The sequence below is a fragment of the Streptomyces aurantiacus JA 4570 genome (assembly GCF_000414115.1).
GTDB lineage: Bacteria > Actinomycetota > Actinomycetes > Streptomycetales > Streptomycetaceae > Streptomyces > Streptomyces aurantiacus_A.
On record NZ_AOPZ01000412.1, the window covers coordinates 86646 to 103069 of the forward strand.

At 69.9% G+C, this 16424-nt stretch carries 16 protein-coding genes; 7 read left to right on the forward strand and 9 right to left on the reverse strand.

The window, feature by feature from the left end; translation table 11 throughout:
- Positions 1 to 9: 9 nt before the first annotated feature.
- The 6 genes from murJ (at position 10) to trxA (ending at position 8017) form a co-directional block, all read left to right on the forward strand.
- On the forward strand, positions 10 to 2781 hold the full coding sequence (gene murJ / locus STRAU_RS40900) for a murein biosynthesis integral membrane protein MurJ (protein ID WP_016644641.1): 2772 nt from the start codon (positions 10 to 12) through the stop codon (positions 2779 to 2781).
- 118 nt (positions 2782 to 2899) lie between these two features.
- Positions 2900 to 4612: a protein kinase family protein gene (locus STRAU_RS32385; protein WP_016644642.1), complete on the forward strand. Its 1713-nt coding sequence runs from the start codon at positions 2900 to 2902 to the stop codon at positions 4610 to 4612.
- A gap of 42 nt (positions 4613 to 4654) precedes the next feature.
- Positions 4655 to 5419 carry an RNA polymerase sigma factor SigM gene (sigM, locus tag STRAU_RS32390; protein ID WP_016644643.1) on the forward strand — a complete coding sequence of 255 codons (765 nt, stop codon included), beginning with the start codon at positions 4655 to 4657 and terminating at the stop codon, positions 5417 to 5419.
- Entirely contained in the window at positions 5416 to 6504 is a 1089-nt protein-coding gene (locus STRAU_RS32395; RefSeq protein WP_016644644.1) for an anti-sigma factor family protein, read from the forward strand. Before sigM ends, STRAU_RS32395 begins: the two co-directional genes overlap by 4 nt.
- Positions 6505 to 6670: 166 nt before the next feature.
- Positions 6671 to 7636: a thioredoxin-disulfide reductase gene (gene trxB / locus STRAU_RS32400; RefSeq protein WP_016644645.1), complete on the forward strand. Its 966-nt coding sequence runs from the start codon at positions 6671 to 6673 to the stop codon at positions 7634 to 7636.
- Between the two features lie 48 nt (positions 7637 to 7684).
- Positions 7685 to 8017 (forward strand): thioredoxin, encoded by a 333-nt coding sequence (gene trxA, locus STRAU_RS32405; RefSeq protein WP_016644646.1) that lies wholly within the window; start codon positions 7685 to 7687, stop codon positions 8015 to 8017.
- 96 nt (positions 8018 to 8113) lie between these two features.
- Here trxA and STRAU_RS32410 read toward each other — a convergent pair whose 3' ends face one another.
- The 9 genes from STRAU_RS32410 to rpmH form a co-directional block, all read right to left on the reverse strand.
- A complete protein-coding gene (locus STRAU_RS32410) occupies positions 8114 to 8731 on the reverse strand; it encodes a GNAT family N-acetyltransferase (protein ID WP_016644647.1) in 618 nt (205 codons plus the stop codon).
- Between the two features lie 347 nt (positions 8732 to 9078).
- Positions 9079 to 10197, reverse strand: a complete 1119-nt coding sequence (locus STRAU_RS32415; protein WP_037663343.1) for a ParB/RepB/Spo0J family partition protein — start codon at positions 10195 to 10197, stop codon at positions 9079 to 9081.
- Positions 10194 to 11270 carry a ParA family protein gene (locus STRAU_RS32420; protein ID WP_078621670.1) on the reverse strand — a complete coding sequence of 359 codons (1077 nt, stop codon included), beginning with the start codon at positions 11268 to 11270 and terminating at the stop codon, positions 10194 to 10196. Before STRAU_RS32420 ends, STRAU_RS32415 begins: the two co-directional genes overlap by 4 nt.
- A gap of 296 nt (positions 11271 to 11566) precedes the next feature.
- Positions 11567 to 12283 (reverse strand): 16S rRNA (guanine(527)-N(7))-methyltransferase RsmG, encoded by a 717-nt coding sequence (rsmG, locus tag STRAU_RS32425; protein WP_016644650.1) that lies wholly within the window; start codon positions 12281 to 12283, stop codon positions 11567 to 11569.
- A gap of 98 nt (positions 12284 to 12381) precedes the next feature.
- Positions 12382 to 12897 (reverse strand): Jag family protein, encoded by a 516-nt coding sequence (locus tag STRAU_RS32430; RefSeq protein ID WP_016644651.1) that lies wholly within the window; start codon positions 12895 to 12897, stop codon positions 12382 to 12384.
- 14 nt (positions 12898 to 12911) lie between these two features.
- Positions 12912 to 14240, reverse strand: coding sequence for a membrane protein insertase YidC (gene yidC, locus STRAU_RS32435; protein ID WP_016644652.1), 1329 nt, complete (start codon positions 14238 to 14240; stop codon positions 12912 to 12914).
- Positions 14241 to 14243: 3 nt separating this feature from the next.
- A complete protein-coding gene (gene yidD, locus STRAU_RS32440) occupies positions 14244 to 14603 on the reverse strand; it encodes a membrane protein insertion efficiency factor YidD (RefSeq protein ID WP_016644653.1) in 360 nt (119 codons plus the stop codon).
- Entirely contained in the window at positions 14600 to 14971 is a 372-nt protein-coding gene (rnpA, locus tag STRAU_RS40905) for a ribonuclease P protein component (protein WP_078621672.1), read from the reverse strand. The genes yidD and rnpA overlap by 4 nt, the downstream gene beginning before the upstream one ends.
- Positions 14972 to 14992: 21 nt before the next feature.
- Positions 14993 to 15130: a 50S ribosomal protein L34 gene (gene rpmH / locus STRAU_RS32450; RefSeq protein ID WP_016644655.1), complete on the reverse strand. Its 138-nt coding sequence runs from the start codon at positions 15128 to 15130 to the stop codon at positions 14993 to 14995.
- Positions 15131 to 15507: 377 nt separating this feature from the next.
- On the opposite strand from rpmH, the gene STRAU_RS32455 reads away from it, so the two are divergent.
- Positions 15508 to 16424: chromosomal replication initiator protein DnaA (locus STRAU_RS32455; protein ID WP_472980060.1), on the forward strand; the 917-nt coding region annotated here is incomplete at its 3' end.

The window sequence follows — 16424 nt, forward strand, 5'->3', positions numbered from 1 at the left end:
GGGTAAACCATGAACGCGCCGTACGACGGTGAGCGCGGCGAGGGCACGGGCAGCTCCGGCGCGGCCGGGGGCCCGCCTCCCGGCACCCCTGAGGACGGTCAGGTGCCGCCGCAGCACGCGCCGGACGCCTACCTCCAGGACGCGTACGCCCAGGACCCCTACCGGGCTCAGGACCTCTCGGCCCAGGATCCGGTGGCCGAGGCGCTCTACGACCGCGCGGCGCACCCCCCGCCGCCCCCCGGCAGCTACCCCGACCCGCAGCAGCTCTACGCCCAGCCGCCCTCGTCGCAGTACCAGCCGGACCCCCGCGTCTGGGCCCAGACCCCGCCCCCGGAGCCGGAGGGCCCGACCCGGCATCTCCCGTACGGCGACGACCCGCGCACGACGCAGTACGTGGGCGTGGACGACCTCGTCACCCAGGCCGGCGAGGAGCGGCACCAGCCGGACGCCTTCGCCCACCTCTTCCGGGACCAGCAGGCCGGCTACCAGGACCCGCGGGCGGGCGGCTACGGCAACCAGCAGGCCCCCGACCCGCGCGCCCAGCAGGCATCCGGGTACGAAGGCCAGCAGCACGGCGGGTACCAGGGCCAGCAGCCCTCGGAGTACCAGGGCGGGCAGCCCGCCCAGGGCGCCGGGCATCAAGGCCGGCACGCCGCCGACCACCAGGGACAGCCCGCCGCCGGGTACCAGGACCAGCAGGGCGGCGGCGCGTACCCGTACCAGCAGCAGCCCGGCCAGGCGCCCTACGCGGACCCTCAGCAGCCGGGCGCCGGGTACGCCGACCAGCACGGCCAATACGACCAATACGGCCAGCAGCACGCCGCCGGATACGCCGCCCAGCAGCAGCCCGGGGCCGCATACCCCGATCAGCAGGGCGCGCCGTACGCGTACCCGCAGAACGACGCCGCCTACGGCGACCAGCACCACGCCCAGTACGCACAGCAGGGCACGCCGTACGCCGCGCAGCAGGCCGGCGGCTACTACCAGGACCCCAGTCAGTACCCGGACCCCAACCAGGGCGGCTACTACCAGGACCCGCAGTACGACAGTGCACGCCCGCCGACAGAGCCGGAGCCATCGGCGCCTCCGGCCGTCCCGGCGCCCGCCAAGCCCTCCACGCCCGCACCGGCGACGCCCGCGGGGAAGTCCGGCGGCCGCGCGGCCAGCCTGCTGAAGTCGAGCGCGGTGATGGCCGCGGGCACGATGGTGTCCCGCCTCACCGGCTTCGTCCGCTCGGCAATGATCGTCTCCGCCCTGGGCATCGGCCTCCTCGGCGACACCTTCACGGTCGCCTACCAGCTGCCGACGATGATCTACATCCTCACCGTCGGCGGCGGCCTCAACTCGGTGTTCGTGCCGCAGCTCGTGCGCGCCCAGAAGAACGACGCGGACGGCGGCCAGGCGTACGCCAACCGGCTCCTGACGCTCGTCATGGTGGCGCTGGGCATCCTCACCGTGCTCGGCTGGCTGGCGGCGCCGCTGCTGGTCCACGCGCTCTCCACGCCGGTCGCCAGCGACCCGGACGCCAACGAAGTCGCCGTCACCTTCGTCCGCTACTTCCTGCCCTCGATCTTCTTCATGGGCATCCACGTCGTGATGGGGCAGATCCTCAACGCGCGCGGGAAGTTCGGCGCGATGATGTGGACCCCGGTCCTCAACAACATCGTCATCATCGCGACGCTCGGCATGTTCCTGTGGGTGTACGGCACCTCCGAGAAGTCCGGGATGCGCGTCACCTCGATCCCCGACGACGGGGTGCGCCTGCTCGGCGCCGGCGTTCTGCTCGGGCTCGTCGTCCAGTCGCTCGCGATGTTCCCCTACCTGCGCGAGACCGGCTTCAAGCTGCGTCTGCGCTTCGACTGGAAGGGCCAGGGCCTCGGCAAGGCCGCCAAGCTGGCCAAGTGGACGATGCTCTTCGTCCTCGCCAACCAGGCGGGCGCGATCGTCGTGACCCAGCTCGGCACCGCGGCGGTCAAGCACTCCGGCATGGACGGCACGGGCTTCTCCGCCTACGCCAACGCCCAGCTCATCTGGGGCCTCCCGCAGGCCATCATCACGGTCTCCCTGATGGCCGCCCTGCTGCCGAGGCTGTCCCGCTCGGCCCACGAGGGCGACACCGGGGCCGTCCGCGACGACATCTCCCAGGGCCTGCGCACCTCGGCCGTCGCGATCGTGCCGATCGCCTTCAGCTTCCTCGCGCTCGGCATCCCGATGTGCACGCTGATGTTCGGCTCGTCCGGCGTCAACGCCGCGACCCGCATGGGCTACATGCTGATGGCCTTCGGCCTCGGCCTCATCCCGTACTCGGTGCAGTACGTCGTCCTGCGCGCCTTCTACGCGTACGAGGACACCCGCACCCCCTTCTACAACACGGTCGTCGTGGCCGCCTTCAACGCCGCCGCCTCCGGGGTCTGCTACCTGGTACTGCCCGCGCGCTGGGCCGTGGCGGGCATGGCGCTCTCGTACGGCGCCGCCTACGCGATCGGCGTGGGCGTCGCCTGGCAGCGGCTGCGCAAGCGGCTGGGGGGCGACCTGGACGGCGCGAACGTGATCCGTACGTACGCCCGCCTCGCGCTGGCGTCCGCACCGGGGGCGATTCTCGGCGCCGGGATCGGGTACGCGATCACGAAGGCGCTCGGCCAGGGTGTCATCGGCTCGCTGGCAGCGCTGGTCGTCGGCTGTGCGGTGCTCTTCGGGGTCTTCTTCGTGGCCGCGCGACGCATGCGGATCCAGGAGCTGAACTCGCTGGTCGGTATGGTGCGCGGACGACTCGGGCGCTGATGTGAAGGAGTCCGCACAACCATCGTCGGCCACCGCGTGTCGTGCATAGCGCTGGACTGTGGGCACAATTGGCTTTGGCGTCTGACGAAGCGCAACGGATGGGGAGGCAGGAACGACGGTGGCGGAACGGAGCACGGCTGCCGTCGACGTGGCAGACAACAGCGGCGACAAGCCGCTGACCGCGCAGGCGGAGCAGTCCACGGCCGACGGGGTGGCCCAGACCCGGGAGCGGGACACGGCGGACGACGGCACAGCCAAGACGAATGAACCCACCAGTCCGCCCGGGGCGACGACGCCCCCGGAACTGCACAGCGGCCACAAACTCGCCAGACGCTATCGTCTCGAGGAGTGCGTCACCCGTCTGGACGGTTTCAGCAGCTGGCGTGCCGTGGACGAGAAACTCCGCCGGGCCGTGGGTGTGCACCTGCTCCCGGCCGACCATCCCCGCGCCCGCTCGGTGCTCGCCGCGGCCCGCTCCGCGGCGCTGCTCGGCGACCCCCGGTTCGTCCAGGTCCTGGACGCGGTCGAGGAGAACGACCTCGTCTACGTCGTGCACGAGTGGCTGCCGGACGCCACGGAACTGACCGCGCTGCTCGCGGCGGGACCGCTCGAGGCCCACGACGCCTACCAGCTCGTCGGCCAGGTCGGCCAGGCCATGGCCGCCGCCCACCGCGAGGGCCTCGCGCATCTGCGGCTCACCCCGAGCGCCGTCCTGCGCACGTCGTCGGGCCAGTACCGCATCCGCGGCCTCGCGGTGAACGCCGCGCTGCGCGGCATCAGCTCCGAGACCCCCCAGCGCGCCGACACCGAGGCGATCGGCGCCCTCCTGTACGCCTCGCTGACCCAGCGCTGGCCGTACGACAACGACGCCTACGGCCTGTCCGGCCTGCCCAAGGGCGTCGGTCTGCTCCCGCCGGACCAGGTCCGTGCCGGGGTGCACCGCGGCCTGTCCGAGCTCGCCATGCGCGCACTCGTCAACGACGGCGCGACGGCGTCCCGCCAGGAACCCGCGTGCACCACGCCGGACGACCTGGTGAAGGCGATCGCCGAGCTGCCCCGCATCCGTCCCCCGGAGCCCGCCTTCACGGCGCCGCCGGAGTACCAGCGCACGACCTACCAGCAGGGCAACTACGGCCGCGGCTCGCAGCCCCCCGGGGCCACGCAGCCCGTTCCGACACCGCCGCCCCCGCTGCAGAGCCGCACCGGCAGGGCCCTCAAGTGGGCCGTCTCCGCGCTGCTCATCGCCGCGCTCGGCCTGGGCAGCTGGCAGCTCGCGGACGCCCTGATGGACCAGAACAAGAACGGTGACTCCGGTACGTCGAAGACGACGGACGGCGACGACAAGAACCAGCCGAAGCCGCCGAAGCCGATCGCCGTCCAGGACGCCCAGGAGTCTCTGCTCGGCGGCAAGGCCCAGGACCCGGAGAACGTCCCGAAGACGTACGACGGCGACACCTCTACGCTCTGGCGTACCAAGTCGTACGTGGACGGCCCTCGGCTGGCCCCGTACCGCTCAGGCGTCGGCATCGTCTACAACCTCGGCTCCGCGAAGAACGTCTCGGCTGCGTCGATCGCCCTCAGGTACCCGGGCGCCGACACGAAGGCGGCGCTGTACGCGGCCGACTCGATGTCGCCGTCCGGGCCGGTCAGCTCAATGAAGAAGATCGGTGACGCCACGACCACCGGCGTCAACCTGAAGATCAAGTCCGACAAGCCGGTCAAGACGCAGTACGTGCTTCTCTGGATGACGCACGTACCGAAGTCCGGCACGGACGGTTACTACAGCCAGGGTTTCAAGCAGGGCATCACGGACGTGAAGTTCAAGGGCTGACCGGTCCGGCGGACGCCAGGGGCGAGGGGAGGGGGTTCCACGGTGGACGGCACCGAGCTCGGAGAGCTGAGCGACCACGACCTTCTGACCCGCCATGTCGACGGCGACAAGGACGCCTTCGGTGAGATCGTCCGCCGTCACCGCGACCGGCTGTGGGCGGTGGCCCTGCGCACGCTGGGAGACCGCGAGGAGGCGGCGGACGCCGTCCAGGACGCCCTGGTGTCCGCCTACCGCGCCGCGCACACCTTCCGCGGCCAGTCCGCCGTGACGACCTGGCTGCACCGCATCACCGTGAACGCCTGTCTCGACCGAGCGCGCAAGGTGGCGTCCCGGAAGACCTCCCCCGTCGACGACACGGAACGCCTGGAACAGCTCCTCGAACCGCACGAGTCGGCTGCGGCGCCCGTCGAACGCGGGGATCTGCACCGGGAGCTCCTGGAGGCGCTCGGCACCCTTCCGGCCGACCAGCGGGCCTGCCTCGTCCTGGTGGACATGCAGGGCTATCCCGTGGCCGAGGCAGCCCGGGTGCTCGACATCCCGACCGGCACCGTGAAGAGCCGCTGCGCACGCGGCAGAGCCAGGCTCCTGCCCCTCCTCACGCATCTGCGGACGGAGGCGCCGCCTCGACGCGAGGGCGGCGGTGGCAGCGGGAGTGGCCGGGACGACACCAGAAACTCTGCTCCGGGACGGAACCGGACGCAGGGGACAACCGTCCCACCGGCAGCGGAACCTCAGGACGCGGGGCCTCCTGCGGATGCGGGACCCAGCGACTCAGCGGCAGTGAAGGGCGGAGGTGGGCGAGCGTGACCACGACGACAGACTCGGCTGGGCACCCGGACGTCTCCGAGATCTCCGACCTCACCGAGGGCCTGCTCTCCCCGTCCCGCACGCTCGATGTGCGCCGGCACCTGGACGACTGCCCTCTCTGTACCGACGTCTACGAATCCCTCGAAGAGATCCGCGGCATGCTCGGCACACTGCCGGGGCCGCCGAGGATGCCCACCGATGTCGCGGAGCGCATCGACGCGGCCCTCGCGGCGGAGGCGCTGCTGGACGCGACGGCTGTCGTCGCCGCGGCCGCGGCAGAGCCCACAGCCGCCGCCACAGCTCCTGCCACAGACGGATCCGCAGAGGGGTTCACAGACGGATCGGCAGACGACGACGCTGCCGCTGCTGCCTCCCGCCGTGAAACCGTCGTGGAGCCTGCCGCGCATGTTTCACGTGAAACATCGACCGCGACCTCGGCCACGCCGACCGCTGCGGCCTCCGCTTCGGGAGCCTCATCAGCAGGAGCCACGCACAACTCCGACGCCCGCGGCCCCGCCGGGCACCCGCGCGCGGCCACCGGCCCGGGCCGCAGCAGCCGTCTGCGCAACCGCCGTCGTACGGCCGTACTCGGCGCCGTCTTCACCGCGGCCGCCCTCGGCCTGGGCACGTTGCTCATCCAGCCCTGGAGCAGTGACTCGAAGGAGTCCTCCAACTCGGCGTCGACGGGGAACGACAGCACGTTCGCGAAGGGCAAGCTCGGAGGCCAAGTCTCCGACCTCCTCGCCGGGGAGCAGGCGGCAGCCGGCACGGACGGCGGGTCCTCGAAGCCGTCCTACGACGTGCGGTCCAGCCCGGGGGAGGGACCCTCAAAGGGCTCCAAGATGCGCGGCGAGAGCTACACCGAGGTACCGGCCTGCGTCGAGAAGGGCCTCGGCGGCCGTACGCCGCTGGCTGCCGACAAGGGCACGTACGAGGGGAAGATCGCTTACCTGGTGGTCGTGCCGCACGACTCCGACAGTGCGAAGGTCTCCGCGTATGTCGTCGACGGCACCTGCGTGGACGCCTCCGCGGCGCCCGACGCCACCGGCAAGGTGCTGCTCACAGAGTCCTACGCCCGGCCGTGAGGTTCTGGGGCCGTCGCTGATCTCCCGCACCTGGGCACGTGCCGCTTCCGTGTGCTCGGACACGTTGGGAATGCTCGCCCCGTAGGATCCGTTGGGTGGGGTGAGAGTCCTGAGACAGGCACTCACCGGCAGTACGCAGCAGTCCCCAGAGACGAGGAATCAAGCCGTGACCGACGTCCGTAACGTGATCATCATCGGCTCCGGGCCCGCCGGCTACACGGCGGCGCTCTACACCGCGCGCGCCTCGCTGAAGCCCTTGGTGTTCGAGGGCGCCGTCACCGCGGGCGGCGCGCTGATGAACACCACCGATGTGGAGAACTTCCCGGGCTTCCGGGACGGCATCATGGGCCCCGACCTCATGGACAACATGCGCGCTCAGGCCGAGCGTTTCGGCGCCGAGCTCGTCCCCGACGACGTGGTCTCCGTGGACCTCACCGGGGAGATCAAGACGGTCACGGACACGGCGGGAACGGTGCACCGCGCGAAGACGGTCATCGTCACGACGGGCTCGCAGCACCGCAAGCTGGGCCTGCCGCGGGAGGACGCCCTCTCCGGACGCGGCGTCTCCTGGTGCGCCACGTGCGACGGGTTCTTCTTCAAGGACCAGGACATCGCGGTGATCGGCGGCGGTGACACGGCGATGGAGGAGGCCACCTTCCTCTCCCGGTTCGCCAAGTCCGTGACCGTGGTCCACCGCCGCGACAGCCTGCGCGCCTCGAAGGCCATGCAGGAGCGCGCCTTCGCCGACCCGAAGATCAAGTTCATCTGGGACAGTGAGGTCGCCGAGATCCAGGGCGACCAGAAGCTCTCCGGACTCACCCTGCGCAACATCAAGACGGGTGAGACCTCGGAGCTGCCGGTGACCGGTCTGTTCATCGCGATCGGCCACGACCCGCGCACCGAGCTCTTCAAGGGCCAGTTGGTGCTGGACGACGAGGGTTACCTGAAGGTCGACGCGCCGTCGACCCGCACGAACGTGCCGGGCGTCTTCGCCGCCGGTGACGTCGTCGACCACACGTACCGCCAGGCGATCACGGCGGCCGGCACGGGCTGCTCCGCCGCTCTCGACGCCGAGCGTTTCCTCGCTGCCGCCGTGGACACCGAGACCGCTGCCGCTGCTGCCACCGTCTGACCCACTGCCCCCACCAGCCTCACCGCACCACCAAGATAGGAGCCCACCGTGGCCGGAACCGTGAAGCACGTTACTGACGACTCCTTCGAGCAGGACGTGCTCAAGAGCGACAAGCCCGTACTGGTCGACTTCTGGGCCGAATGGTGCGGCCCGTGCCGCCAGATCGCGCCGTCCCTCGAGGCCATCGCCGCCGAGCACGGCGACAAGATCGAGATCGTCAAGCTCAACATCGACCAGAACCCCGCCACCGCCGCCAAGTACGGCGTCATGTCGATCCCGACGCTGAACGTCTACCAGAACGGCGAGGTCACCAAGACCATCGTCGGTGCCAAGCCGAAGGCCGCCCTCGAGCGCGACCTGGAGGACTTCATCTCCGAGTAGTCCCCGCGCGCCGCTACGGCGGCGAGCGATGTTTCACGTGAAACACGAATGGGCCAACCCTCGCGGGGGTTGGCCCATTCGGCGTTTCGGCAGCTCTTACAGCGGCCGCAGCGCCGGTTCCTTCTGGACCGCCCCCAGGAGCCGGTCGAGGGCGAGCTCGACGTCTTCCTTCCAGGAGAGGGTCGTCCGCAGCTCCAGTCGCAGCCGGGGATAGGCGGGGTGCGGGCGGACCGTCTTGAAGCCCACCGCCAGCAGATGGTCGGCCGGCAGAACACAGGCGGGCTTCTCCCAGCGGGCGTCGCCGAACGCCTCGATGGCCTTGAACCCTCGCCGCAGCAGATCCTTCGCGACGGTCTGCACGATGACACGGCCCAGACCCTGCCCCTGATAGCCCGGCATGATCCAGGCCGTCATGAGCTGCACGGCGTCCGGCGAGACGGGGCTCGTGGGGAAGGCGGTGGAGCGCGGCACATACGCAGGCGGCGCGTAGAGCACGAAGCCCACTGGCACATCGTCCACATAGACCACGCGTCCGCAGGACCCCCACTCCAGCAGGACCGCGGAGATCCACGCCTCCTTCTCCAGCTCCGGGGTGCCTGCCTTTACCGCGGCTTGGCCGCTGACCGGGTCCAGCTCCCAGAAGACACACGTGCGGCAACGCTTGGGAAGGTCCGGAAGGTTGTCCAGCGTGAGCGGTACGAGCCGTCGCCCCATGAAGGCGGTTCCTCACTTCCTTCGTCCGCGACGCCACGAGCGGCTGTCAGCGCGCTCCGTTCCCTGAGCAGGCTGCCGACGAACCCGCCGACCGCGCCGAGGCCGAGCCCGGCGGTCACCAGTCCTGTGCGGCTCACCGATCGCATGGCCCCCGCCTCCCCTAAGAGGTGCTGTCAGGTGGATGCGCCATACCTGATCGCATCGTATCCACGATGGGATTGCCTCGATACCGTAAGAAAGGAAAGAGCAGGCCGTGTTCCGGCACACACCGGACACGACCTGCTCTCACGGACGCTCACGGGACTCGGTCCGCGGATCGCGGGGACTGCCCGGGCAACGCGGGGGACTCAGTCCCGCTCGTCCTCCGTGCTGCCCTCGGCCTCAGCCTCTGCTTCGGCGAGCCCGTTCCTGAGGACCGGGCCCTCCTCCGGGGCGAGCGTGGCGAGGATGCGCTCCAGGTCCTCCAGCGAGGCGAAGTCGACGACGATCTTGCCCTTCTTCTGGCCCAGGTCGACCCGTACCCGCGTCTCGAACCGGTCGGAGAGGCGCGTAGCGAGACCGGTCAGCGCCGGGGAAACGATCGTGCCGGCCCGCGGGCCCTTCGCCTTCGGCTTGCTCTGCGGACGCGACCCCATGAGGGTCACGATCTCCTCCACGGCACGCACCGAGAGGCCCTCGGCCACGATGCGGTGGGCGAGCCGGTCCTGCTCCTCCGCGTCCTCCACGGACAGCAGCGCACGGGCGTGGCCCGCGGAGAGGACACCGGCGGCGACCCTCCGCTGCACCGTCGCCGAAAGCTTCAGCAGCCGCAGCGTGTTGGAGACCTGCGGACGCGAGCGCCCGATGCGGTCTGCCAACTGGTCGTGCGTGCAGTTGAAGTCCTTGAGCAGCTGGTCGTATGCCGCGGCTTCTTCGAGCGGGTTCAGCTGGGCGCGGTGCAGGTTCTCCAGGAGCGCGTCCAGGAGGAGCTTGTCGTCCTCCGTGGCGCGCACGATGGCCGGGATGCGCTCCAGGCCCGCCTCACGGCAGGCGCGCCAGCGCCGCTCGCCCATGATGAGCTCGTAGCGCGCGGGCCCCAACTGCCGTACGACGACGGGCTGGAGGAGGCCGACCTCCTTGATAGAGGTCACCAACTCCGCGAGGGCGTCCTCGTCGAACACCTCACGCGGCTGGCGCGGGTTGGGCGTGATGGAGTCGAGGGGAAGCTCCGCGAAGTGCGCGCCGGCCGGGCTCGTCGGCTCCTGCACCGCGACGCCGTTCACCGGCTCCTCCGTTTCATGTGAAACGGGGTTCTGCGGGAGGGACGCCACCTTCGCGGCCGCCACACCCCGCTCGGCGGTGAGCAACGGCACGGACGAGGGCGAGGTGGAGGCTCCGCCCGCGGCCTGGGCAGCCGACTTCTCTGTAGGAGCCGCAGGGATCAGAGCGCCGAGCCCACGGCCCAGCCCTCTCCGTCGGTCGCTCACTGGATCCCCTCCGTCAGGTTCTGCTGTTCGTTCTGGTTGCCCGCGTGGGCGTGCTGCACGTCGTAGTGCACGCCGACTCCGCGGAGCGCGATCTCCCGTGCCGCCTCGAAGTACGACAGGGCACCGCTGGAGCCCGGATCATAGGTCAGCACGGTCTGGCCGTAGCTCGGCGCCTCAGAGATGCGCACCGAGCGCGGGATGCTCGTGCGCAGCACCTCGTCGCCGAAGTGGTTGCGCACCTCGTCCGCCACCTGTGATGCCAGCCGGGTCCGGCCGTCGTACATGGTGAGCAGGATGGTCGACACGCGCAGGAGCGGGTTGAGGTGCCCCCGGACCAGGTCGACGTTGCGCAGAAGCTGGCCGAGGCCCTCCAGCGCGTAGTACTCGCACTGGATCGGGATCAGCACCTCCGCACCGGCCACCAGGGCATTGACCGTCAGCAGCCCCAGCGACGGCGGGCAGTCGATGAGGATGTAGTCCAAGGGCTGGTCATACGCCTGGATCGCCCGCTGCAGTCGGCTCTCCCGTGCCACCAGCGACACCAGCTCGATCTCCGCGCCGGCGAGGTCGATGGTCGCCGGGGCACAGAAGAGTCCCTCGACGTCCGGCACCGGCTGGACGACCTCGGAGAGAGGCTTGCTCTCGACCAACACGTCGTAGATGGACGGGACTTCGGCGTGATGGTCGATACCGAGGGCCGTGGAGGCGTTGCCCTGCGGATCGAGGTCGACCACCAGGACACGCGCGCCGTGCAGGGCGAGCGAGGCGGCAAGGTTGACGGTTGTCGTCGTCTTGCCCACTCCGCCCTTCTGGTTGGCGACCACCATGACTCGGGTCTGCTCCGGTCGCGGCAGCCCTTCGCCGGCACGGCCAAGGGCTTCCACCGCCAACTGGGCGGCGCGACCGATGGGGGTGTCGTCCATCGGGCTCGGTGTTTCACGTGAAACATCCTCCCCCGCCGACTCGGTACGGGGACCGGGGACCGGATCGGTCATCGGTCCCGCGATGTTGGCGTCGGACCGCAAGGATTCACTCTCCTCGACTTCAGGCTCGCAATGAACAGAGCCTCCCATGCTTTCGGGGTCGTGAACCAGCGAGGCCCGGTCTTCTGTGGACGAATCCCCCTCTGTGGACAACTCCGTGCCCTTGTCGAGGGAGCCGAGTGGCCGACGTTCGCGAGGTTCCGCAGCGCGGCCGCGACTGATGATGCCATGCAGCAGTGAGCGACGTTTCACGTGAAACACGATGCACGGCGACCGGGGTGCCGCTGGTGCGACACCCCGGTATGCGTACGTTTGGCAGCTTTTGTGGAGTACGGCTCGTCGTCAGGACGGATCAGCGACGGGGCCGCTCGATCCCACGATGGCGATCAGCGACGGCGTCGAGTCCGTCCCGTCCGGGCGGCCTTGGCGCGCTTGGCCGCGAACCGCACACCGCCCGGGCTCTCGCCGACCTCGACCCGCACCACCGTGGACAGGGGTTCCACCACGCCCTCGCCCACGTGCACGACAGAGACGGACTCCGCACCGAGCTTGCTCAGGGCCGCTCCGGCCGCCTTGACCTCTTCCTCGGCGGTGTCGCCCTTGAGGGCCAGCATCTCCCCGTACGGACGCAGCAGCGGTACGCCCCAGCCCGCGAGCCGGTCCAGCGGGGCCACGGCCCGTGCCGTCACGACATGAACGGGCGGCAGCTTGCCCAGGACTTCCTCGGCGCGACCGCGGACGACCGTCACATGGTCGAGCCCGAGCAGCTCGACGACCTCGTTCAGGAAGTTCGTACGCCGCAGCAGTGGCTCAAGGAGAGTGATCTTCAGGTCGTCACGGACGAGGGCGAGCGGGATGCCGGGCAGCCCGGCACCGGAGCCGACGTCGCACACCGTCACGCCCTGGGGCACCACCTCGGACAGCACCGCGCAGTTCAGCAGGTGCCGCTCCCACAGCCGGGGGACCTCACGAGGGCCGATCAGGCCGCGCTGCACCCCCGTCTCGGCCAGCAGCTCCGCGTACCGGACCGCGTCCGGGAACCGCTCACCGAAAACTGTCCGCGCCTGCTCCGGCGCCGGGGGGAGCTCCGCTGCCTCCGTCACGGGGACCGTCCTTCCGTACCGCACTGGATCGCTGACTATCAGGCTGACAAAGACCGGCCCCGCCTGCGAACAGACGGGGCCGGGGGCAACGCGTGTGATCAGGCGGGGAGTACCACGACGAAGCGCTGCGGCTCCTCGCCCTCGGACTCGCTGCTCAAGCCGGCGGCCTTGACCGCATCATGCACGACCTTGCGCTCGAAGGGCGTCATCGGCTTGAGCTTGACCGGCTCACCGGAGCTCTTCGCGTCGGCTGCGGCCTTGGCGCCCAGCTCGGACAGCTCCTCACGCTTCTTCGCGCGGTAGCCCCCGATGTCCAGCATCAGGCGGCTGCGGTCGCCGGTCTCGCGGTGCACCGCGAGGCGGGTGAGCTCCTGGAGCGCCTCCAGGACCTCACCGTCACGGCCGACCAGCTTCTGCAGATCGCGGCTGCCGGCGTCGCTGATGATCGACACCGCGGCGCGGTCGGCCTCGACGTCCATGTCGATGTCGCCGTCGAGGTCGGCGATGTCCAGCAGACCTTCGAGGTAGTCCGCCGCGATCTCACCCTCCTGCTCGAGGCGGGTCAGGGTGTCGCCGACCTCGGCAGCGGCGGAGGTGGTGGTGCCTTCCGTCACGGGATGGACTCCTTCTACTTCTTGGACGGGTGCTTGGGCCGCTGCTGGCCCTTGCGTCCGGACTTGGCTTTGCTGCGGGTGCCCTGGCCGGGCTGGCCGCCGGAGGCTCCGGACTTGCCCTTGCTCTCGGTGCCCTTCTTCGTGGCGTCCTGAGGCTCGGCTGCCTTGCCCTCGGCCTTGTCCGCGGGCTCGTCCTCGGACTTGGTCAGCGATGTCTTCGAGCCCGCGTCCGTCTTTGCGGCCGCCGTGGTCGGGGCGGCCTGACGCTTGGACTTGCTCTGCCGCTTGGGCTGCTGCCGCTTGGGCGCGCCACCGGCGGCCGGAGCGCCGTCCTCGGTGGTGGTTGCGACGGTCTCGCTGACGATGACCGTGCCGTCGGCCTGGGCCGCGAGGCCGGCCTTGTTCAGGCCGTTGATGAACTTGCGCTCGTACTCGTTGCGGTCGCGGCCCTTGGCGACGATGGCCTTGACGGCGCGGACCTGGCCACGGCTGCGGGTCTTCTTGGTGTCCGTGATGTGCTTCTGCAGACGCTCCAGGTACGCGGCCTGGGCCTTGGAGCCCGGGGTCGGGTTCTGGCGGATCACGTACATCTGCTGACCCATGGTCCACACGTTGGTGGTCAGCCAGTAGACGAGGACACCGACCGGGAAGTTGATGCCGAAGACGGCGAACATGACGGGGAAGACGTACATCAGCATCTTCTGCTGCTGCATGAACGGCGTCTTCACCGTCGTGTCCACGTTCTTCGTCATCAGCTGGCGCTGGGTGAAGAACTGCGACGCCGACATCAGGATGATCATGAGGGCGGTCACGACGCGCACATCGGTCATCGAGGCGCCCAGGGAGGCGACCTTGTCAGCGCTGTCCGTGAACTTCACCGCGAGCGGGGCACCGAAGATGTGGGCGTCACGTGCGCTGTCCAGCAGCTGCTGGTCGATGACGCCGACCTTCTTGTTCGACGCGATGCCGTTGAGCACGTGGTACAGCGCGAAGAAGAACGGCGACTGCGCCAGGATGGGAAGGCACGAGGAGAGCGGGTTGGTGCCCGTCTCCTTGTACAGCTTCATCATCTCTTCGGACTGACGCTGCTTGTCGCTCTTGTAGCGTTCCTGGATCTTCTTCATCTCGGGCTGCAGCGTCTGCATGGCCCGGGTCGCCTTGATCTGCTTCACGAAGAGCGGAATCAGGCAGATGCGGATCAGGATCACCAGCGACACGATCGACAGGCCCCAGGCCCAGCCCGTATCCGGGCCGAAGATCGCACCGTACAGCTTGTGGAACTGCACGATGACCCAGGAGACGGGTGTCGTGATGAAGCTGAAGAAACCGGCAATCGTGTCCACTAATCAAGCTCCTTGAGCATGGGACGGGGTCTCGGCGGCCGGGCTCACGGGAGCCGGGGGGAGGTCTCCCGACGGCACGCCAGCGGCGGAGGGCCCGCCCTTGCGTTCGCGCCAGGCGGCGCGCAGCATCTCGTGCCACCGCGGGCGCTTGCGCGGCGGTACATGATCGACACCGCCGAGCGACCACGGGTTGCACCGCAGGATGCGCCAGGCAGTGAGCGCTGTGCCCTTGATCGCGCCGTGCCGATCGATGGACAGATAGCCGTAGTGGGAGCACGACGGGTAGTACTTGCAGACTGGGCCGAGGAGTGGACTGATCGTCCACTGGTACAGCTTGATCAGCGCCAGCAGCGGGTACTTCATCGCGCGCCCCCTCCCAGCAGCCGCTCCAGAGCGGCGTCCAGGTCTCGGGCCAGCTGTGCATGGTCGGCGTCACCCGCGCCGGGCAACGCTCGTACGACTACCAGGCTACCGGGGGGCAGCAGGGCCAGTCGGTCGCGCATGAGGTGGCGAAGTCTGCGCTTGACCGCATTGCGGACCACGGCTCCACCCACGGCCTTGCTCACGACGAAACCCGCACGTGTCGGGGGAACACTCTCCCCCGGCACGTGCGGGTCCGTTGCACCGCTGCGTAGATGGACGACGAGAAGCGGGCGGCCAGCCCGACGACCCCGTCGTACCGCGGTCGCGAAGTCTTCGCGCCGCCTCAGCCGATGCTCGGTAGGCAGCACGACGTCATGACCTAATTGCGCTTAGGCGGACAGGCGGGCGCGACCCTTGCTACGGCGGGACGCCAGGACGGCGCGGCCGGCACGGGTGCGCATACGCAGCCGGAAGCCGTGGGTCTTCGCGCGACGACGGTTGTTCGGCTGGAAGGTGCGCTTGCTCACTCGGGGGCTCCAGAAATGATGTGTGTGATGGCGGGGCATCGCCTGGCTGTCACCGTGCGCCCACGAGAAGCTCGCGTATACGCACCGAGTGCACCGCTTCACAATCACAGATCGTGATCTTTGCCCATCGGAGGCAGGCGGCAGCAGCCATCGACAACTCGACCTGGTTACGGTACGCGGGGCTACGCCATCCGGTCAAACCAGCGGCCTTCGAGAGACACTGTGCACAGCCTGTGGACAACAACTTGAACCGCACCCGTCGCCCTGACTACCGTGGCTGAACTCCGAGTCGTTCCCTTCCCTCTGCCCCTCCCGACTTCCGTCACTATCCGTCCCAAGAACCACACCTTCGTGGGACCCATGAGAGAGCGTGCCCTGTGGCTGACGTACCTGCCGATCTTGCCGCAGTGTGGCCACGGGTTCTGGAACAACTTCTGGGAGAGGGGCGAGGGCAGGGCGTCGAGGCGAAGGACGAGCACTGGATCAAGCGCTGCCAGCCGCTGGCGCTCGTCGCCGACACCGCACTGCTCGCCGTGCCGAACGAGTTCGCCAAGGGCGTCCTGGAGGGCAGGCTCGCCCCCGTCGTCAGCGAGACGCTGAGCCGGGAGTGCGGCCGCCCGATCCGCATCGCGATCACGGTCGACGACTCCGTGGGCGAGCCCCCGGCCCCGCCCGCGCCGCCGGTCCAGCAGCAGCCGCGGTACGGCGACTACGACGACCAGCAGTCCCGGTACGAGGACCAGTCGTCGCGGTACGAGGAACACCCGCCGCGCTACGAGGAGCCCGAACAGTCCTCCTCCGGTCAGGGGCATGACACGTACGACGGTTATGGCCGCCGCCCGGGGGACGAGCACGGCGGGCGCCCCGACGGACGCCCCGACCAGCTGCCGACGGCCCGCCCCGCCTATCCGGACTACCAGCGCCCCGGCGCCTGGCCCCAGCAGCCCCAGGACGACTACGGCTGGCAGCAGCCCCGCCTCGGCTTCCCGGACCGCGACCCGTACGCGAACCCGCCCCAGCAGCCGCAGCACGACTACCGCTCGCAGCCGCCGCAGGAGCGCGGGCCCTACGACCAGCACTCGGACCGGCAGTCGCACGACCGGCAGGACCGTCACGACCGGCATGAGCGCCCCGACCGTCACGACCGCCGGGACCGGCACGAGCTGCCCGAGTCGTCCGGCAGCGCCGGCTCCGGCGGCCGCACCGGCCCGGGAGGCCCCGGAGGCCCGGGCGGCCACGGCGGCCAAGGAAGCCACGGCGGACCGGGCGGCCCCGTGGGCCGTGGCGGCACCCC

Excerpts from the sequence above, each read along its gene's own strand:
- murJ (WP_016644641.1), top strand. The coding sequence starts at position 10 with ATGAACGCGCCGTACGACGGTGAGCGCGGCGAGGGCACGGGCAGCTCC.
- STRAU_RS32410 (WP_016644647.1), bottom strand. The coding sequence starts at position 8,731 with ATGGGGCGACGGCTCGTACCGCTCACGCTGGACAACCTTCCGGACCTT.
- STRAU_RS32420 (WP_078621670.1), bottom strand. The coding sequence starts at position 11,270 with ATGGGAGGCTCTGTTCATTGCGAGCCTGAAGTCGAGGAGAGTGAATCC.
- yidD (WP_016644653.1), bottom strand. The coding sequence starts at position 14,603 with ATGAAGTACCCGCTGCTGGCGCTGATCAAGCTGTACCAGTGGACGATC.